Below are 18545 nucleotides of genomic sequence, written 5' to 3' on the forward strand. Positions count from 1 at the left end.
GTTTCACGTGAAACATTCGAAGTTTGATGTCATCGTCATCGGCGCAGGTCACGCCGGAACCGAGGCCGCTCATGCATCAGCCAGAATGGGTGCTACAACTGCGCTGGTGACGCTGTCCGCAACGGACATTGGCGTCATGTCCTGCAATCCAGCGATTGGCGGTTTGGGGAAAGGCCATCTTGTGCGTGAGATTGACGCTTTGGATGGCGTCATGGGTCGGGTGGCGGATCAGGCGGGCATTCAGTTTCGATTATTGAACCGTCGAAAGGGGCCCGCCGTTCAGGGGCCGAGAGCGCAGGCGGATCGCGCCCTTTATCGTCTTGCCATGCAACAGGTAACGGAGAAGCAGGATAACCTGTCCGTCGTTGTCGGCGAGGTTGTCGATTTCCTGATGAACGGCGAAAAGGTTGCAGGTGTTGTTCTTTCCGATGGATCAGAACTTTCCGCGCGCGCCGTTATTTTGACGTCCGGTACGTTTCTAAGGGGCGTCATCCATATCGGTGACGTGTCTCGCCCAGGAGGGAGAATGGGGGATCGGCCTTCCATCAAACTGGCTGAGCGGTTGGATGGATACGATCTTCCCATGGGGCGATTGAAAACCGGAACACCACCGCGTCTGGACGGGCGGAGCATTGATTGGTCCGATCTTGAAAGGCAGGACGGCGACGATGAACCAACCCTGTTTTCTTTCATGTCGAAATCCGTTGTCGCGCCCCAGATTTCTTGTGGAATTACGCATACAAATGCGCGAACTCATGAGATCATTGCGGCGAATCTTTCGAAATCTGCCATGTATGGCGGTCACATCGATGGGGTAGGCCCGCGTTACTGCCCTTCGATCGAAGACAAGATCGTACGCTTCGCCGACAAGGAATCGCATCAAATCTTCCTTGAACCCGAAGGGGTCAACGACCACACAATCTATCCGAACGGCATATCGACATCTCTGCCCCAGGATGTTCAGCTGGACTACGTGCGGTCGATCAAAGGCTTGAAAAATGCAGAGATTCTGCAACCGGGATATGCAATCGAATACGACTATGTTGATCCGCGCGTCCTGAGTGCTTCTTTATCCTTGCCGGCTGTTCCCGGACTATATCTAGCGGGCCAGATAAATGGGACCACAGGATATGAGGAAGCTGCGGCTCAGGGCATGGTGGCCGGACTCAACGCGGCGTTAGAGACCCAAGGGCGGGAGCCTATCCATTTTACACGATCCGACAGTTATATTGGCGTAATGATCGACGATTTAACAACTCGAGGAGTTGCCGAACCTTACCGCATGTTCACGTCACGCGCGGAGTTCCGGCTATCTCTGCGTGCCGACAATGCTGATCAACGGCTGACTCCGCTTGGTTTGGAATTGGGGTGCGTCGGAGAAGGGCGCAAGGTTCAGTTCGAAGATAAAATGAACCAACTTGAGAGTGTGAAGTCAAAGCTGACGGAACGCACTTATACGCCCAAGGAAGTTCTCGCTGCCGGTATAAACGTTAATCAGGACGGAAACCGAAGGGATGGGATGGCAATTCTGGCGTTTCCCGATACCTCATTTGAAGATTTGTTGCCTCTCGTTCCTGATCTGCAGGACGTTGACCCAAAGATCAGGCTTCAAATCGAGAGGGACGCCTTGTATGCCAACTACATTGCCAGACAAAAGCGGGATGTCGAAGCAATGAAGCGGGATGAATCCTATGTTATCCCGAATGAGTTCGACTATTTTGCCTTGGACGGCCTGTCTTCAGAGATGAAACAGAAGCTATCGCAGGCGAAACCCGCCAATATCGCTCAGGCAAGCCGTGTCGAGGGCGTCACTCCGGCAGCGCTGACGCTCGTTCTGGCAAAACTGCGCCGGGATCAAAGAGCTCGTCAGGCATGATGGTTGATTATTCGAAGTTTGAAGACCTGAATGTTTCACGTGAAACATTCGATCGCCTCGTGACCTATGTTGATCTGGTGAAGCGTTGGAATCCTAAGATCAACCTCGTGTCTAAGAACAGTTTGGAGCATATCTGGGATCGGCATATTCTTGATTCGGTGCAAGTCTATCGGTGCGCGGACAGGTTTGACACCTGGGCAGACCTGGGAAGCGGAGGCGGATTCCCTGGTATGGTCTGCGCCATCATCGCTGCGGAAGAAAACTTAGGCGCCGCATTCAATATGATCGAGAGCGACCAGCGGAAATCGGCTTTCTTGCGCAGCGTTGCGCGGGAATGCGGCATAAAATGCACGGTGATCTCAAAAAGGATTGAATCGGTTGATCCTTTGGCTGCAAGCATAATTTCTGCCCGAGCACTGGCTGACTTGCGCACCCTGTTGTCCTTTTGTGACAGGCATTTACACACCAACGGGACAGCGTTGTTGCCCAAAGGCGCAAATTGGAAAAAAGAGCTGGAAGACGCACGTGAGGAATGGAATTTCGAGGCTGAGGCGATTACAAGTTTAACTGAACCTCAAGCCGTTATCCTTAAGATAAATGGAGTATCACGTGGTTGATTTGTCTCGACCTTCAGGGCCTCGGATAATTGCTGTTGCCAATCAGAAGGGCGGGGTCGGAAAAACAACCACAGCGATCAACCTTGCAGCAGGATTGGCCGAATCCGGGTGTCGGGTGCTGGTGGTTGACCTTGACCCGCAGGGGAACGCTTCGACAGGTTTGGGTGTCGAAGATCGAGACTGGACAACTTATGATTTGATCCTCGACGACGCGCCATTGGAAGCCGTCGTTCAGGAGACTGAAATCGAAGGTCTTTTCGTTGTTCCGGCGACCGTTGATCTGAGTTCCGCCGATATTGAACTGATCTCCAACGAAAAACGCAGCTATCTTTTGCATGATGCTTTGAGGCAGCCAGCCATAGATGCGTTTGAACTGGATTTCGTGCTTATTGACTGCCCGCCATCCTTAAACTTGTTGACCGTGAATGCAATGGTTGCTTCGCATTCGGTGCTTGTTCCGCTGCAGAGCGAGTTCTTTGCTCTTGAAGGGCTTTCACAGCTGATGCTGACGATTCGAGAGGTCCGCCAAACGGCGAATCCAGATCTGAGAATCGAAGGTATTGTGTTGACCATGTATGACAACCGCAACAACTTGTCCCGTCAGGTTGAAAAGGACGCGCGTGACAATCTGGGTGAGATGGTCTTTAAAACGAAGATACCCAGAAATGTGCGGGTCAGCGAAGCGCCGTCATATGCGCTGCCTGTTTTGCAATATGACTCGGGATCGCTTGGGGCCATGGCCTATCGGCATCTTGCTCGTGAGATCTTGCACAAGAACAATAAGACCGCTGCCTGAGCGGGAACGAGGAGGGCGACATGAGCGCCAAGAAAGCAAAGTCCAGAGGTTTGGGGCGGGGGTTGTCTGCCCTTATGGCGGATGTGAATCCTGAATCAGAAGGCCGGATTTCAACGGATGCACGCAGACCGGATCTGAAAGTCCCGATTGAAAAGCTGAAAGCCAACCCCAACCAGCCGCGCCGGACATTCATGCCCGAGCAGTTGGACGAGCTGGCAGCGTCGGTGAAAGAAAAAGGTATTATTCAGCCGTTGATCGTTCGCTCGACGGGGTCCGATGAATACGAAATCGTCGCGGGGGAACGCCGTTGGCGCGCGGCACAGATGGCGCAGCTGCATGATATCCCGGTGATTGTGCGTGAATTCGATGATACGGAAGTGTTGGAAGTTGCGATTATCGAAAACATCCAACGCGCGGATCTGAACGCGGTGGAAGAGGCCGCCGGCTACAAGCAGTTGATGGACCGGTTTGGTCACACACAGGAAAAGCTCGCCGAGGCCCTGGGTAAAAGCCGCAGCCACATCGCAAATCTTTTGCGGCTTCTGTCCTTGCCGTTGGATGTTCAAACCCTTGTTATTGAAGGAAAATTATCTGCGGGCCACGCCAGGGCGCTGATTACGGCGGAAAATCCGTCGGAACTTGCGAAACAGATCGTCAAGGATGGCTTGTCGGTGCGCGCAACCGAGGCTCTGGTCAAAAAACAGCAGCAAGGCACTGCCGAGCGTTCTGCGCCGCGCTCCAGAAATCTGGATGCTGGAAAGGATGCAGACACACGTGCGTTGGAAAAAGACCTGTCCGCGATCCTGGCGATGAAAGTTTCAATCAATCACAAGGCCGGAACGGAAACGGGACAAGTTGTTCTGACCTACGAAAACCTGGATCAGCTGGACGACTTGTGCGCCAAGCTCAGCCGTTAGGCCGTGACCAGATAAAGATCATGACACCGCCCAGCACAACCGCCTGAATGATCAACACGAAAAGCGGTGCTGACAACAAAACAGAGAGTCCAAAAACGGCGGCGATCGAGACGGTTGCCGCCTTTTTTGCGGCTGGTCGAATGGCACCGGAACTTTGCCAATCAAGAATCAGTGGCCCAAAAAGGTTATGGGTCACAAGCCAATTGTGCAGCCGCGAGGATGAGCGGGCGAAGAAAAACGCGGCAAGCAGAAGAAAAGGCACCGTTGGAAGAAGGGGCAGGACAACTCCAACAGCCGCCATAGCAACACAAAGCAATCCCAGTCCGGCCCAAAGATACTGCATGCTCAGTCCAACAGCTCCCGGATGACTGCGTTCAATACGGCGCGCCCGTCTGATGTGGCGATGAGGCGCCCGTTGCTGCGCCGAACCATGTTGATGTCGGTCAGATGATCTATGGCTTCAGAAGGAAGAGAGCGGCCAGACAAGGCTTGCCACCTGTCCATATCTAGTCCCTCAGAAATTCTCATACCCATCATAAGGTATTCATTTGCCTGATCTTCAAGGGGCAATGCGCTGCGGTTCTTTTCACCATTGCCTTGATTCGCGGCATCAAGCCAACGCTGGGGGTTCAGATAGGTTTCGGTCGCGTATTTCCGACCATTCAGGGTAATCCTCCCATGGGCGCCGGGGCCGATGCCCACATAGTCGCCATACCGCCAGTAAATCAGGTTGTGCTGCGATTCTGCGCCCGGTCGGGCATGGTTCGAAACTTCATAGGCCGGCAAGCCATGTGCTTCGCAGATTTCCTGTGTGGCCAGATACATGTCGGCGGCACTGTCATCTTCGGGCAAGCCGCGTAACTTACCGACGGCGTATCGATCGCCAAAGGCCGTCCCGTCTTCGATCGTCAATTGATAGAGCGACAGGTGGTCGATGGCCATCGATAGCGCTTGGGTCAGTTCCTCTTGCCAGGCGTCCAGTGTCTGGTGTTGGCGCGCATAGATCAGGTCAAAGCTGACCCGGTTGAAACAGTTGCGGGCGATGTCAAAGGCGGCGCGGGCCTCTGCCGCGGTGTGGATGCGACCCAGCCGCCTCAGGTCTTCGTCATTCATTGCCTGAATGCCCATCGAAACCCGGTTCACGCCCGCATCGCGATAGGCGGCGAACCGCCCGGCCTCGACCGAACCGGGATTGGCCTCGAGCGTGATTTCCATGTCATTGGCGGGCCGCCACAGGGCGCGGGCGGTGTCGATCACGGCGGCCACGGTCTCGGGCGCCATCAGTGACGGGGTGCCGCCGCCAAAGAAGATCGTGTTCAGAACCCGGTCGGGCGTTTCGGCAGCAGATCGCTTGAGTTCGGACAGATAGGCGCTAAGCCATTGTTTTTGGTCAATGTTTTTGGAAACATGGCTATTGAAGTCGCAATAGGGGCATTTGGCCTCGCAAAAGGGCCAATGCACATACAGGCCAAAGCCCCCGTTGCGCCAATCATCCGCCAAAGCAGCCTTTCACGAACATTTCCACCGCGCGACCGCGATGGCTGATCTTGTTCTTTTCCCAGCGATCCATCTCGGCAAAGGTAATGTCGTAGCCGTCGGGGACAAACATCGGGTCATAGCCGAACCCATCCTTGCCGCGGATCGGCCAGACCAGATGACCGGGCGCGACGCCTTCGAACACTTCGTCGTGCTCGTCGGGCCAGGCCAGAACCAATGTGCAGCGGAATTGGGCCGTGCGGGGATGCGGTGCGTTTTTTGCTTCAAGCTCGTCATGGGCGCGGGTCATGGCCATCAGGAAATCGCGGCCATTTCCGGTTTCGGCCCAGTCGGCGGTGTACACGCCCGGCGCGCCGTCCAGCGCATCGATGGTGATCCCGGAATCGTCCGACAGGGCGGGCAGTCCGGTGGCCTGTGCGGCGGCGTGGGCCTTGATCCGGGCATTGCCGACAAATGTGTCCTCGGTCTCTTCCGGCTCGGGCAGGTCCATCTCGGCCGCGCCCACGACCGTCACGCCAAAGGGCTCGAGCAGATGGGCCATCTCCTCAAGCTTGCCTTTGTTGTGGGTGGCGACCAACAACCTGTCGCCGTCGAACTTGCGGGTCATGCGGTGGCGGCCTTTTGCGCGGCCGCAAGTTCGGACACGCCTTTTTCCGCCAGATCCATCAGTTGATCCATTTGGGCGCGGCTGAAAACCGAGCCTTCGGCGCTCATCTGCACTTCGATCAGTTTGCCGGATCCGGTCATGATGAAGTTGCCATCTACGCCCGCTTCGCTGTCTTCGGGGTAATCAAGGTCCAGCACCGGCTGACCTGCATAAATGCCACAGGACACGGCCGCGACCGGATCAACCAGCGGGTCCGAGATCACGTCGCCGGTCTTCATCAGCTTGTTAACCGCCAGACGCAGCGCGACCCAGCCGCCGGTGATTGACGCGCAGCGGGTGCCGCCATCGGCCTGGATCACATCACAGTCCACGGTGATCTGACGCTCGCCCAGAGCAACCCGATCGACGCCGGCGCGCAGGGCGCGGCCGATCAGGCGCTGGATTTCGACCGTGCGGCCCCCTTGTTTGCCCGCGGCCGCCTCGCGCCGCATCCGCGTATTGGTGGCACGGGGCAGCATGCCGTATTCGGCTGTGACCCATCCCAGGCCCGAGCCCTTGATAAACGGCGGCACGCGATCTTCGATCGTAGCGGTGCACAGAACATGCGTGTCGCCCATTTTGATCAGGCAGGAACCTTCGGCATGTTTCGTGACTCCCGTCTCGATTGAAACGGCGCGCATTTCACTTAAATCTCTTCCAGAGGGTCGCATCGGAATTCCTTTGTTTGCTGGGTTGGGGATAACGCCCCGCAGCGTTACGATGCAACCCCGATTGACCTTTCATTTGCCTGCTATTTAATGACGAACGAGCAGGGGAACACGGATGAGCGAAGCGAGCAAGATTCTGGACGAGATGAACGACCGGTCACGCGAAGTGTTCCGGCTGATTGTCGAGAGCTATCTGGAAAGCGGAGAGCCCGTCGGCAGCCGTACTTTGACGCGTACGTTGTCAGAAAAAGTCAGTGCTGCAACTGTCCGCAATGTGATGCAGGATCTGGAGTTTCTGGGCCTTCTGGATAGCCCCCATGTCAGCGCCGGCCGAATTCCGACGCAGCAAGGCCTGCGAATGTTTGTGGACGGATTGCTTGAGGTCGGCGACCTGGGTGCCGATGACCGGCAGAAACTGGAGCAGACATTAGGCTCTAACACGGGTGATGTTGGTGGAATGCTGGACCGTGTCGGCTCTGCCTTGTCAAACGTGACACAAGGGGCCTCGCTGGTTTTGACGCCCAAGTATGAAACGGAAATCAAACATATCGAATTTGTTTCTCTGGGCCATGATCGGGCTTTGGTGGTTTTGGTTTTCTCGGACGGTCATGTGGAAAACCGGCTGTTCACGCCGCCACCTGGGCAAACGCCCAGTTCCATGCGCGAAGCCGCGAATTTCCTGAATGCACTCATCGAGGGGCGGACACTCAGCGAAGTGCGGCGGCAAATGCAGACGCAGATCGATGCGCGCAAGCAGGAAATCGACGCTCTGGCCCGTGAGATGGTCGAAAGCGGAATGGCCGTTTGGGACGGAGACGGAAGCGACTCGGCCCGTTTGATCGTGCGCGGGCGCGCGAATCTGTTGAACGAACCCGGTCAGGCCGAGGAACTTGACCGCATCCGCACCCTGTTCGATGACCTTGAGCGCAAGCGAGACATCGCCGAATTCCTTGAATTGACCGAAGAAGGCGAGGGTGTGCGCATTTTTATCGGGTCTGAGAACAAACTTTTCTCACTTTCGGGTTCCTCTTTGGTGGTGTCTCCTTATATGAACGCTGATCGAAAGATAATCGGTGCGGTGGGGGTTATCGGACCCACACGTCTGAATTATGGGCGGATCGTACCGATCGTGGATTATACGGCGCAACTGGTCGGCAAGCTGATATCCGACCGGAGCTAGAGGGTAAAAGATGGCAGAGCCGAAGAACGAAGATTTTCTGGACGATATCGCAACCGCCGAGGCCGAAGAGCTGGCCGAAGAGCTGATGGATATCAGCGAAGAAGAACTGGAACTGGACGCACTGCGGGCCGAACGGGATGACTATAAAGACAAGTTCATGCGCGCGCTGGCGGATGCCGAAAACATGCGCAAGCGCAGCGACAAGGCGCGCCGAGATGCGGAACAGTATGGCGGATCCAAGCTGGCCCGTGATATGCTGCCCGTCTATGACAACATGAAGCGCGCCCTGGAAGCTGCGACGGATGAGCAGAAAGAAGTGGCTGCTGGTCTGCTGGAAGGCGTCGAATTGACCATGCGCGCTTTGAAGGACGTGTTCCAGAAGCACGGAATCGAAGTGATCACACCCGAAGTGGGCGACCGGTTTGATCCGAACGTGCATGAGGCCATGTTCGAGGCGCCTGTCCCCGGAACCAAGGCAGGAGACATCATTCAGGTGTCCGCCGAAGGGTTCATGTTGCACGATCGTCTGCTGCGCCCGGCACAGGTGGGCGTGTCGTCAACCCCGGCAAGCTGAAACGCGCCCAAGGGCGCGTGCCTTCGGCGAGAGTATTTGGGAAAAGATGAAGGGGCGGTCAGGATCTGGCCGCCTCTTTCAGTTTGTAGATCAGATCGAGGGCTTCGCGCGGGGTCAGTTCGTCCGGCAGGATCTGGTCCAGCATATCGGTGACTGGCGACGCTTTCGGGACCGGCTGCGGCGGGGGCGGTGCGGCGGAAAACAGCGGCAGATCGTCGATCAGCGCCTTCTGCTTGCCGCCCTCGCGTTCCGTTTTCTCCAACTGGTCCAGAACCACGCGGGCGCGTTCGACCACGGATGCGGGAAGCCCGGCCAATTGCGCGACCTGCACGCCATAGGAGCGGTCGGCGGCGCCCTTGTGGACCTCGTGCAGGAATATCACCTCGCCGTCCCATTCCTTGACCGCGACGGTGGCGTTTTCGACGCCTTCCAGTTTACCGGCCAGCGCGGTCAGCTCGTGGTAATGCGTGGCGAAAAGCGCGCGGCAGCGGTTGGCGGCGTGCAGATGTTCCAGCGTGGCCCAGGCGATGGACAGGCCGTCATAGGTGGCGGTGCCACGCCCGATTTCGTCCAGGATCACCAGCGCCCGGTCATCAGCCTGGTTGAGGATGGCGGCGGTTTCCACCATCTCGACCATGAAGGTCGACCGGCCCCGCGCCAGATCGTCGGACGCGCCTACGCGGCTGAAAAGCTGGCTGACCACGCCGATATGCGCCTGCTCGGCCGGGACGTAGCTGCCCATCTGGGCCAACAGGGCGATCAGCGCATTCTGGCGCAGAAAGGTCGACTTACCGGCCATGTTCGGACCGGTAAGTAACCAGATGGCGGCGCCGTCCTCGGCGCTGAGGTCGCAGTCATTGGCGATGAAGGCATCGCCCGATTGCTGGCGCAGCGCGTGCTCGACCACAGGGTGGCGGCCCGCGACGATGTCGAAGGCGCGCGATCCGTCCACCTGCGGGCGGCACCAGTTCTCGCCCCGCGCCAGATCGGCCAGCGTGGTGGTTAGGTCCAGCTCGGCCAGCCCGCGCGCGGCCTGATTGATGCGGGCAGCCTGCGCCAAAATCTTGTCAGAAAGCCTTTGATAGAGCCGCTTCTCGATCTCCAATGCCAAATTGCCGGCGTTCAGGATGCGGGTTTCGATCTCGCTGAGTTCAACCGTGGTGAACCGCACCTGGTTGGCGGTGGTCTGACGATGGATATAGGTCTCGGAAAATGGTGGGTTCAGCATCTTCTCGGCATGGGTGGCCGTAGTTTCGATGAAATAGCCCAGCACGTTGTTGTGCTTGATCTTCAACGAGGCGATGCCGGTATGTTCGGCATATTTCCGCTGAAACCCGGCAATGACCGAGCGGCCTTCGTCCCGCAGGGTGCGGGCCTCGTCCAGTTCGGGGTCGAAACCCGGCGCGATGAAGCCGCCATCGCGCGCCAGCAGCGGCGGGTCGGCGACCAGCGCCTGATCCAGCAGGTCGAGCAGATCGTCAAAGCCCACAAGGTTCTGCACCGCAGTCGCCAGCAGCACCGGCAGGTCCTGACCTTCGCAGATTTCGGAAATTGCCTGCGCCTGCGCCAGCCCGTTGCGGATGGCGGCCAAGTCGCGCGGGCCGCCTCGGTCCAGCGACAGGCGCGACAGGGCGCGGTCCAGATCGGGAGTTTTGCGCAGAGCCTCGCGCAGGTCCGATGCGATCAGGCTGTCTTCAGCGGCAAAACTGACCGCGTCCAACCGTCCGTGAATAACATCGAGGGTACGCGAAGGGCTGGACAGGCGCTGCTCCAGCAACCGTGCGCCGCCGGGCGTGACCGTACGATCCACCACGGATAACAGCGATCCGGCGCGCCCGCCGGACAGGGATCGAGTCAGTTCCAGATTGCGACGCGTGGCGGCGTCGATTTGAACAACACGGTCCTCGGATTCCTTGAGTGGTGTTTGCAGCAGGGGCAGTTTGCCTTTTTGAGTAATCTCCAAATAGTCAATCAAGGCACCCATCGCCGATACTTCTGCGCGCCCGAAGGACCCGAACGCGTCCAGAGCATTCACATGAAACAATCCGCAGATGCGTTTTTCCGCCGCAGTGCTGTCGAAGCTGGCTCGTCCAATTGGTGTCAGCGAAATTCCCAGATCTCGTACCGTTTCCTGCAAAGGCTGTTCCATCCCGTCGGCCACGATCAGCTCGGATGGGGCCAGCCGGGCCAGCTCGGGGCTCAGCCGGACCGAGGTCAATGGCATCACGTGAAACGCCCCGGTTGAGATATCTGCCCAAGCCAGCGCGGCCTCGTCGCGCACCTCGGAATAGGTAGCCAGAAAATTGTGACGGCGGGCTTCCAGCAGGGCATCCTCGGTCAGCGTACCGGGTGTCACCAGTCGCACGACATCGCGCTTTACGACTGATTTAGAGCCTCTTTTCTTCGCTTCAGCGGGGCTTTCCATCTGTTCGCAGACAGCGACGCGGAACCCTTTGCGGATCAGTGTCAGCAAATACCCTTCGGCGGCGTGAACCGGCACGCCACACATTGGAATGTCAGTTCCGTTGTGTTTGCCGCGTTTGGTCAGGGCGATGTCCAGCGCCTCGGCGGCGTTCACGGCATCCTCAAAGAACATCTCGTAGAAATCGCCCATGCGATAGAACAGCAGGGCATCCGCGTGGGCCTCTTTGATTTCCAGGTATTGCGCCATCATCGGCGTGACGTTGGACAAGGCTGCTCCCCTCTGGCGTATTCCGGCGCGACCTTACAAACCCGGCCCCTGCGACGAAAGGTGAAAACGTATTGTCGTTGAGACGCGCCTTTGCCTGCGCTATGAGGCAAAAGCCCAACAGATGTAAAGAAACGACATATCCGATGCCCAAAGCGAAGATCACCAAAGAAGAGGCGCTGGCCTTTCACCTCGACCCGACCCCCGGCAAGTGGGAGGTGCAGGCCACCGTCCCGATGACCACGCAGCGGGATCTGTCATTGGCCTACAGCCCCGGTGTGGCTGTCCCATGTGAAGCCATCGCCGAGGCGCCGGAAACCGCGTATGACTATACCAACAAGGGCAATCTGGTCGCTGTGATCTCGAACGGGACGGCGGTGCTGGGTCTTGGCAACCTTGGTGCACTGGGCTCGAAACCGGTGATGGAGGGGAAATCCGTTTTGTTCAAACGGTTCGCCGACGTGAACTCGATCGATATCGAGCTGGACACCGAAGACCCGGATGAGTTCTGCCGCGCGGTTCGACTGATGGGGCCGACCTTCGGCGGCATCAACCTGGAAGACATCAAGGCGCCCGAATGTTTCATCATCGAACAGCGCCTGAAGGAAGAGATGGACATCCCGGTCTTCCATGATGACCAGCATGGAACAGCGGTGATCTGCGCGGCGGGTCTGCTGAACGCTCTGCATATCTCGGGCAAGAAGATCGAGGATGTGAAGATCGTTCTGAACGGGGCCGGGGCGGCAGGAATCGCCTGTATCGAATTGCTCAAGGCGATGGGCGCCCGCCATGAAAACTGCATCGTCTGCGACACCAAGGGCGTGATCTATCAGGGCCGGACTGAGGGCATGAACCAGTGGAAGTCGGCGCATGCGATCACAACCGACCTGCGCACATTGGAAGACGCGATGAAGGGCGCGGATGTGTTCCTGGGCGTATCGGTCAAGGGCGCTGTGACGCAGGAGATGGTCGCAAGCATGGCTGACAATCCGGTGATCTTCGCCATGGCCAACCCCGATCCGGAAATCACCCCGGAAGAGGCGCACGAGGTCCGTGTGGACGCCATCGTAGCGACCGGGCGCAGCGACTATCCAAACCAGGTGAATAATGTTCTAGGCTTCCCCTACCTGTTCCGCGGTGCGTTGGACATTCATGCCCGTGCCATCAATGATGAGATGAAGATCGCCTGTGCCCACGCACTTGCAAATCTGGCGCGCGAGGATGTGCCGGATGAGGTCGCCATGGCCTATGGCAAGTCGCTGACCTTTGGGCGGGACTATATCATCCCCACGCCGTTTGACCCGCGCCTGATCCACCGTATCCCGCCCGCTGTTGCCAGGGCGGGGATGGACACCGGTGCCGCGCGCCGTCCGATCATCGACATGGACGCGTATGAGCTGAGTCTGAAATCCCGGATGGACCCGACCGCCAGCATCCTGCGCGGGCTGAACGCCCGGGCGCGACAGGCGCAAAGCCGCATGATTTTTGCTGAGGGCGATGATCCCCGCGTGCTGCGTGCAGCGGTCATGTATCAGCGGTCAGGTTTCGGCAAGGCGCTTGTGGTTGGTCGGCCAGACGATGTTAAGACCAAACTGGAAGCCACGGGCCTGGGCGACGCTGTGCGTGAAATCGAGGTCGTGAATGCGGCCAATACCGCGCATCTCGAGACCTATTCGAATTTCCTTTATGAGCGTTTGCAGCGTAAGGGCTTTGACCGTAAAGATATTCACCGTTTGGCCGCACGGGACCGGCACGTGTTTTCCTCGCTGATGCTGGCCCATGGGCATGGTGATGGTCTGGTCACCGGCGCAACCCGCAAATCCGCGCATGTGCTCGACCGGATCAACCATGTGTTTGATGCCGATGCCGCCAACGGTGCCGCCGGTGTGACAGCTTTGCTGCATAAAGGTCGGATTGTCCTGATTGGCGACACTTTGGTACATGAATGGCCCGACGAAAACGATCTGGCGAATATTGCCGAACGTTCGGCCGCAGTTGCCCGGCATATGGGGCTGGAGCCGCGCGTGGCTTTTGTCAGCTTCTCAACCTTTGGCTATCCGGTGTCAGAACGTGCTGAAAAGATGCACCGCGCCCCGGCTGTTCTGGATCAGCGCGGCGTCGACTTTGAATACGAGGGTGAAATGACGGTGGATGTCGCCCTGAACGTCGAACAGCAAGCGGCCTATCCGTTCTCGCGTCTGACCGGTCCGGCGAATATCCTGATCGTTCCCGCACGGCACTCGGCCAGCATCTCGACCAAGCTGATGCAGGAAATGGGCGGTGCCACCGTGATCGGGCCGATCCTGTCGGGCGTCGACAAGCCGATTCAGATTTGCTCGACCGTCTCGACCGCGAACGATATTCTGAACATGGCCATTCTGGCCTCGTGCGACATCGGGTAACCCATGACAATCTGGAACCTCGGCTCGATCAACGCGGATATGGTTTATGACCTGCCGCATCTGCCTGCGCCAGGGGAAACTCTGGCCGCCCACGGGCTGGACCGGTTTCTTGGCGGGAAAGGTGCCAATATGTCAGTGGCGGCTGCGCGGGCCGGATCACGCGTCAGCCATATCGGTGCCGTCGGGCATGATGGGCGCTGGGCGAAGGATCGACTGACGGAATATGGTGTGGACACACGCTATATCTCTGAGGTGGATCTGCCGACCGGGCACGCGATCATTGCGGTGGACGCCGAGGGTGAGAACCTGATCATCCTCTATCCGGGGGCCAACCATGCTTTGGATATCAGCCATCTGGGGCAGGCGCTGTCATCGGCAAGCACCGGTGATCTGCTGATCTTGCAGAATGAAACCAACGCACAGGTCGAAGCTGCGCAATTCGGGCGCAAACTTGGATTGACCGTGTGTTATGCCGCTGCACCGTTTCAGGCACAGGCGGTTCAGGCGGTTCTGCCCTATCTGGATTTCCTGATCCTGAACGAGATCGAGGCCGAACAATTGCGGCAGGAAACCGGGATGGGTGCGGCTGACCTGCCCGTGCGGCATGTCATTGTCACGCTGGGCTCAAAAGGTGCCCGGTATTTGCAGCAGGGCAATGACCCGGTGGAATTTTCGGCCCACAAGGTGCAGGCCGTGGATACCACCGGGGCAGGTGATACTTTTACCGGCTACGTACTGGCTGGAATGGATCGGGGAATGCCGATGGAACAGGCCATTCTGCAAGCGAACCGCGCCGCTTCCCTGATGGTCACGCGGCACGGGACTGCGGATGTCATTCCCGATCTGAGAGAAGTGCGCGACGCGTCCTTCGATTAAGAGCCGGCGAAAGGCGCATCTGAACCCCAAAGCTGTTTAACACGCGCGTCACGGCCACAGGCTTTGCGATATGCTTTATAGGCGTTTTGCTGACGTTTCGGCCCAAAGCGGGTAAAGATCAGCTTGTTCCCTTTGTAGTAATCCTGATGATAGGCCTCGGCAGGGTAAAACGTGCCCGCGTTCAGGATCGGGGTGACCACCTTTTGGCCCAATGCCTGCTCTGCGTCTTTCTTCGCCTGTTCCGCCAACGCCTTTTCGCCCGGGTTAGAGACGAAAATTGCGGTTCGATAGCTGTCGCCCCGGTCGCAGAACTGACCACCGGCATCCGTTGGGTCAACCGAGCGGAAGAACATGTTCAGCAGCGTTTCACGTGACACCCGGGCCGGATCGAAAGTGATCTGAACCGCTTCATAATGGCCAGTGCCACCTTTGGAGACCTGATCATAGGTGGGGTTGGCCGAATTGCCGCCGGTATAGCCCGACACAGCCCCGACAACGCCCGGTACCGATTCAAAATCGGACTCAACACACCAGAAACAGCCCCCTGCAACTGTCAGCGTTTCGGCCCCTGCCGCGGGGGCGGGCAGAGCGCGCAACATCGCAGCCAACGTGATCAGGGTGAAAAGAATGGCCGGTTTGAAGGCTTCCAGAAAAGCGGTTCGTGACATGTCGGGTCTCCTTTCGGCACCAAGGTGACCCGAACCCGAATGACATTCAATTGCCTGACATCTGATGTCACGGTCTGGTGAGGCAAGTTTATCGGCGGCGGATGTCAGTGGAACAGCTTGCGCAGGCCGTCTTGGCGGAGGGACAGGGCGCCCCGGCGAGGTGGAATTCCGCGGTGAACCTGCCTTCGGCTTAACCCAGCAGCTGCCCCAGTTTCATCGCAACGCCCATATTGCCCGAGATTTTGAGCTTACCCAAAGCGACACCTGTCATCGGGTTCAGTTTTCCGGTCAGAAGCTTGGTCAGGTTGTCCTGCGAGATGCGGATCGTGCAATCCGTTTCCTGGTCCCGTGTCGATGCCTGACTGTCGGCCAGAACAATCACGCCGTCCTCGCCACAATCGAATTTCAATGAGCCGTCAAAGGTTTTGCCGTTCAGGCCTTTTTGAATTTCGTCGGCGATATGCTGAAGCATCCGGGTTCCTTTCGCAGTTACCGAATGCGTAAAACGTCAGGTATCGAACAGGCAAGGCTGACCCGACTGGAACTTCCGATCACGATGCGCCAAGGCTCTGAACGGTTCGCGCGCACGGCTCGCCATCGTAGAAAGCGTCAAGAACGGCCTGGAACTCGGCCGGAGCATCTGCCACCGAGGAAAACAATGTCATCGAAGAGCGAAGCTTTTTCGCGTCAACCCCGCCCAGAATGTCGCTGGCGTCGCGCCCCTGATGCAGCAACATCAACGAGGCCGCTTGCGTCAGACGGTGGCGCAGTACCGGGTGGTTCAGATAGCGCTTGGCTTCATCCAGATCTTCGATGCCGTAAAGCTGCGCCATATGCGATTGGCCCAGCTCGGCCAGTTGCGGAAAAACGAACCACATCCAATGGCTGGTCTTCTGCCCCCGTTCCAGTTCGCGCAGGACATCGGCCCAGACCGTATCCTGCGCTTCGATGAACATTTCCAGTTCGTCGTTCAGACCGTCATCTTCGGTCACTTGGACAACCGCTTGTCGCGCGCGGCCAGCAGTTTCAACCGCAGCGCGTTCAGTTGGATGAAGCCCGCGGCGTCTTTCTGATCATAGGCACCCGCGTCTTCTTCGAAGGTCACATGCGCCTCGGAATACAGCGAATGATCCGACCAGCGGCCCACGGTCGAGGCCAGACCTTTGTACAGCTTCACCCGCACGGTGCCGGTGACGTGTTCCTGGCTCTTGTCGATGGCGGCTTGCAGCATTTCACGTTCAGGCGAGTACCAGAAGCCGTTGTAGATCAGTTCCGCATATTGCGGCATCAACTGATCCTTCAGATGCATCGCGCCCCGGTCCATGGTGATGGATTCGATGCCGCGATGCGCCTCAAGCAGGATGGTGCCGCCGGGTGTTTCATAGATGCCGCGCGACTTCATGCCAACAAAGCGACCTTCAACAAGGTCCAGTCGGCCAATGCCGTGCTTGCCGCCATATTCGTTCAGCTTGGTCAGGATGGTCGCGGGGCTCATCGCCTCGCCATTGATACTGACCGCGTCGCCTTTTTCAAAGCCGATCTCGATGAATTCCGGCTGATCGGGCGCGTCCTCGGGGTGGACGGTGCGCTGATAGACATAGTCGGGCGCCATATCGGCTGGGTCTTCCAGAACCTTTCCTTCGGACGAGGTGTGCAGCAGGTTGGCATCGACCGAGAAGGGGGCCTCGCCGCGCTTGTCCTTGGCGATCGGGATCTGGTTCTGTTCCGCAAATTCCAGCAGCTTGGTGCGGCTGGTCAGGTCCCACTCGCGCCAGGGTGCGATCACTTTGATATTGGGGTTCAGCGCATAGGCCGCCAGTTCGAACCGTACCTGGTCATTGCCCTTGCCGGTGGCACCGTGGGCGACCGCATCGGCACCGGTGGCTTCGGCGATTTCGACCAGACGTTTCGAAATCAGGGGGCGCGCGATGGACGTGCCCAGCAGGTACAGACCTTCGTACTGCGCATTGGCGCGGAACATCGGGAAGACGAAGTCGCGCACGAATTCCTCGCGGATATCCTCGATATAGATGTTCTCGGGCTTGATCCCGAGCAGCTCGGCCTTTTTGCGAGCGGGCTCCAGCTCTTCGCCCTGTCCCAGATCGGCGGTGAAGGTGACGACCTCACAGCCATATTCGGTCTGCAACCATTTCAGGATGATCGAGGTATCAAGGCCACCGGAATAGGCCAGAACAACTTTCTTGGGCGCGGACATCTGACTTCCCCTTATGCGTAAGACGATTGGCCCCTAGCGGGTTTTCGACGTGGGGGCAAGTTGTGAGGATTGACGCAGTACCTGAATTGAGGTGAAACGGGTGCAGAGAATAACAAGCATTGGTTGAAGGGGCGGTTTCAAATGTTGGGATGGCAAATATTTGTGCATTCGGTGCGGATGGTATTTGGAAACATCAAGCAGGTGCTGCAGATTACGGTTGGCCCTGCCCTAATTGCGACAATCATCATCGTGGGCGTGTTCATGGCGCTTGGTATTCCGCTTGAGGCGCTGGATGAAAACGCAGTCGATCTGCCACCGGGTGTAACCGCAGGTTCAGCCTTTGTTTTTGTGGTCGTTTTGCTGGCGGTAATGTTCGTCACCATGTTCTGGATCGCGGTGTCATGGCACCGCTTCATCCTGATGGAAGAGTACCCCACGGGAATACTTCCGACATTCCGTTTCGACAGGATTCTTGCCTATTTCGGTCGCTTCCTGATGTTGGGGATTTTTATGGTGATCGCGTATATCCCCATGGGTCTGGTCGCTGCTGCATTAGGCGAAGGTTTTGCAGGGCTTTCGATCATTCTGATGATTGCATACTCCGTTTTTCTGGTCGTATGCTTCTATCGCCTGTCAATTATTCTGCCCGCGGCGGCGATAGGAAATCCCATATCGCTCGGTGAGGCATGGAACAACACATCCGGGGTCAGTGGTGCAATCTTGTTGCTGCTCCTCGTTGCATTCCTGTTCCAGGTGTTGGTGCAGCTGGCTTTCGCCGCCTTGGCAATAATACCGGTGCTGGGCGTTTTACTGACCGTGTTCTTCGGCACGCTCATCCTTCCGATGATCAACGTCAGTATCTTTACCACAATGTACGGCGTCTTCATCGAAAAGCGCGAACTGTCCTGAGCGGCGTACACATAT

Annotated in this window: 18 protein-coding genes; 9 read left to right on the plus strand and 9 right to left on the minus strand. The window is 57.8% G+C overall.

What is annotated here, in order from left to right:
• Window positions 1-7: 7 nt before the first annotated feature.
• Genes mnmG through I9185_RS11560 form a run of 4 tightly spaced genes read left to right on the plus strand, consistent with a single transcriptional unit; the run spans window position 8 to window position 4206 of the window.
• On the plus strand, window positions 8-1876 hold the full coding sequence (gene mnmG / locus I9185_RS11545) for a tRNA uridine-5-carboxymethylaminomethyl(34) synthesis enzyme MnmG (protein WP_210093127.1): 1869 nt from the start codon (window positions 8-10) through the stop codon (window positions 1874-1876).
• Window positions 1873-2493 carry a 16S rRNA (guanine(527)-N(7))-methyltransferase RsmG gene (rsmG, locus tag I9185_RS11550; protein WP_209834375.1) on the plus strand — a complete coding sequence of 207 codons (621 nt, stop codon included), beginning with the start codon at window positions 1873-1875 and terminating at the stop codon, window positions 2491-2493. The genes mnmG and rsmG overlap by 4 nt, the downstream gene beginning before the upstream one ends.
• A complete protein-coding gene (locus I9185_RS11555; RefSeq protein WP_152459610.1) occupies window positions 2486-3289 on the plus strand; it encodes an AAA family ATPase in 804 nt (267 codons plus the stop codon). The genes rsmG and I9185_RS11555 overlap by 8 nt, the downstream gene beginning before the upstream one ends.
• A 20-nt stretch (window positions 3290-3309) precedes the next feature.
• Window positions 3310-4206 (plus strand): ParB/RepB/Spo0J family partition protein, encoded by an 897-nt coding sequence (locus I9185_RS11560; RefSeq protein ID WP_171635364.1) that lies wholly within the window; start codon window positions 3310-3312, stop codon window positions 4204-4206.
• Here the strand turns inward: I9185_RS11560 and I9185_RS11565 are convergent.
• Genes I9185_RS11565 through rph form a run of 4 tightly spaced genes read right to left on the minus strand, consistent with a single transcriptional unit; the run spans window position 4196 to window position 7020 of the window.
• Complete coding sequence (locus I9185_RS11565) at window positions 4196-4549, minus strand: YbaN family protein (RefSeq protein WP_152459608.1); 354 nt, start codon at window positions 4547-4549, stop codon at window positions 4196-4198. The genes I9185_RS11560 and I9185_RS11565 overlap by 11 nt on opposite strands.
• 2 nt (window positions 4550-4551) lie before the next feature.
• Complete coding sequence (hemW, locus tag I9185_RS11570) at window positions 4552-5706, minus strand: radical SAM family heme chaperone HemW (protein ID WP_210093128.1); 1155 nt, start codon at window positions 5704-5706, stop codon at window positions 4552-4554.
• Window positions 5696-6310, minus strand: coding sequence for an RdgB/HAM1 family non-canonical purine NTP pyrophosphatase (rdgB, locus tag I9185_RS11575; protein ID WP_210093129.1), 615 nt, complete (start codon window positions 6308-6310; stop codon window positions 5696-5698). The genes hemW and rdgB overlap by 11 nt, the downstream gene beginning before the upstream one ends.
• Window positions 6307-7020, minus strand: coding sequence for a ribonuclease PH (gene rph / locus I9185_RS11580; RefSeq protein WP_171233535.1), 714 nt, complete (start codon window positions 7018-7020; stop codon window positions 6307-6309). Before rph ends, rdgB begins: the two co-directional genes overlap by 4 nt.
• A gap of 112 nt (window positions 7021-7132) precedes the next feature.
• Here rph and hrcA point away from each other — a divergent pair, with 112 nt between their 5' ends.
• Both hrcA and I9185_RS11590 read left to right on the plus strand, forming a co-directional pair.
• Complete coding sequence (gene hrcA, locus I9185_RS11585) at window positions 7133-8197, plus strand: heat-inducible transcriptional repressor HrcA (protein ID WP_210093130.1); 1065 nt, start codon at window positions 7133-7135, stop codon at window positions 8195-8197.
• 10 nt (window positions 8198-8207) lie between these two features.
• Window positions 8208-8771 carry a nucleotide exchange factor GrpE gene (locus I9185_RS11590; protein WP_171116719.1) on the plus strand — a complete coding sequence of 188 codons (564 nt, stop codon included), beginning with the start codon at window positions 8208-8210 and terminating at the stop codon, window positions 8769-8771.
• 58 nt (window positions 8772-8829) lie between these two features.
• Here the strand turns inward: I9185_RS11590 and mutS are convergent, their stop codons facing one another.
• Window positions 8830-11445: a DNA mismatch repair protein MutS gene (mutS, locus tag I9185_RS11595; RefSeq protein ID WP_210093251.1), complete on the minus strand. Its 2616-nt coding sequence runs from the start codon at window positions 11443-11445 to the stop codon at window positions 8830-8832.
• Between the two features lie 161 nt (window positions 11446-11606).
• Here mutS and I9185_RS11600 point away from each other — a divergent pair, with 161 nt between their 5' ends.
• Both I9185_RS11600 and I9185_RS11605 read left to right on the plus strand, forming a co-directional pair.
• Window positions 11607-13862, plus strand: coding sequence for an NADP-dependent malic enzyme (locus tag I9185_RS11600; RefSeq protein WP_210093131.1), 2256 nt, complete (start codon window positions 11607-11609; stop codon window positions 13860-13862).
• A gap of 3 nt (window positions 13863-13865) precedes the next feature.
• A complete protein-coding gene (locus I9185_RS11605; protein ID WP_210093132.1) occupies window positions 13866-14738 on the plus strand; it encodes a ribokinase in 873 nt (290 codons plus the stop codon).
• Here the strand turns inward: I9185_RS11605 and msrA are convergent.
• The 4 genes from msrA to I9185_RS11625 all read right to left on the minus strand — a co-directional run bounded on the left by msrA (window position 14735) and on the right by I9185_RS11625 (window position 17621).
• Window positions 14735-15406, minus strand: coding sequence for a peptide-methionine (S)-S-oxide reductase MsrA (msrA, locus tag I9185_RS11610; RefSeq protein ID WP_210093133.1), 672 nt, complete (start codon window positions 15404-15406; stop codon window positions 14735-14737). The genes I9185_RS11605 and msrA overlap by 4 nt on opposite strands.
• Before the next feature lie 190 nt (window positions 15407-15596).
• Entirely contained in the window at window positions 15597-15878 is a 282-nt protein-coding gene (locus I9185_RS11615) for an SCP2 sterol-binding domain-containing protein (protein ID WP_210093134.1), read from the minus strand.
• A gap of 79 nt (window positions 15879-15957) precedes the next feature.
• Window positions 15958-16362, minus strand: coding sequence for a DUF1810 domain-containing protein (locus I9185_RS11620; protein WP_210093252.1), 405 nt, complete (start codon window positions 16360-16362; stop codon window positions 15958-15960).
• Window positions 16363-16394: 32 nt separating this feature from the next.
• Window positions 16395-17621, minus strand: coding sequence for an argininosuccinate synthase (locus I9185_RS11625; RefSeq protein ID WP_210093135.1), 1227 nt, complete (start codon window positions 17619-17621; stop codon window positions 16395-16397).
• A 249-nt stretch (window positions 17622-17870) separates the two neighbouring features.
• On the opposite strand from I9185_RS11625, the gene I9185_RS11630 reads away from it, so the two are divergent.
• Window positions 17871-18530: a hypothetical protein gene (locus I9185_RS11630; protein WP_348539740.1), complete on the plus strand. Its 660-nt coding sequence runs from the start codon at window positions 17871-17873 to the stop codon at window positions 18528-18530.
• Window positions 18531-18545: the final 15 nt, after the last annotated feature.

The sequence above is a fragment of the Ruegeria sp. HKCCSP346 genome, from assembly GCF_017872595.1.
GTDB lineage: Bacteria > Pseudomonadota > Alphaproteobacteria > Rhodobacterales > Rhodobacteraceae > Ruegeria.

Bases quoted from the DNA above. Each gene is read 5' to 3' on its own strand.
- rsmG (WP_209834375.1), top strand. From the start codon at position 1,873: ATGATGGTTGATTATTCGAAGTTTGAAGACCTGAATGTTTCACGTGAA.
- rdgB (WP_210093129.1), bottom strand. From the start codon at position 6,310: ATGACCCGCAAGTTCGACGGCGACAGGTTGTTGGTCGCCACCCACAAC.
- mutS (WP_210093251.1), bottom strand. From the start codon at position 11,445: ATGATGGCGCAATACCTGGAAATCAAAGAGGCCCACGCGGATGCCCTG.
- I9185_RS11615 (WP_210093134.1), bottom strand. From the start codon at position 15,878: ATGCTTCAGCATATCGCCGACGAAATTCAAAAAGGCCTGAACGGCAAA.
- hrcA (WP_210093130.1), top strand. From the start codon at position 7,133: ATGAGCGAAGCGAGCAAGATTCTGGACGAGATGAACGACCGGTCACGC.
- I9185_RS11600 (WP_210093131.1), top strand. From the start codon at position 11,607: ATGCCCAAAGCGAAGATCACCAAAGAAGAGGCGCTGGCCTTTCACCTC.
- I9185_RS11590 (WP_171116719.1), top strand. From the start codon at position 8,208: ATGGCAGAGCCGAAGAACGAAGATTTTCTGGACGATATCGCAACCGCC.
- rph (WP_171233535.1), bottom strand. From the start codon at position 7,020: ATGCGACCCTCTGGAAGAGATTTAAGTGAAATGCGCGCCGTTTCAATC.
- I9185_RS11560 (WP_171635364.1), top strand. From the start codon at position 3,310: ATGAGCGCCAAGAAAGCAAAGTCCAGAGGTTTGGGGCGGGGGTTGTCT.
- I9185_RS11625 (WP_210093135.1), bottom strand. From the start codon at position 17,621: ATGTCCGCGCCCAAGAAAGTTGTTCTGGCCTATTCCGGTGGCCTTGAT.
- I9185_RS11620 (WP_210093252.1), bottom strand. From the start codon at position 16,362: ATGTTCATCGAAGCGCAGGATACGGTCTGGGCCGATGTCCTGCGCGAA.
- msrA (WP_210093133.1), bottom strand. From the start codon at position 15,406: ATGTCACGAACCGCTTTTCTGGAAGCCTTCAAACCGGCCATTCTTTTC.
- I9185_RS11605 (WP_210093132.1), top strand. From the start codon at position 13,866: ATGACAATCTGGAACCTCGGCTCGATCAACGCGGATATGGTTTATGAC.
- I9185_RS11565 (WP_152459608.1), bottom strand. From the start codon at position 4,549: ATGCAGTATCTTTGGGCCGGACTGGGATTGCTTTGTGTTGCTATGGCG.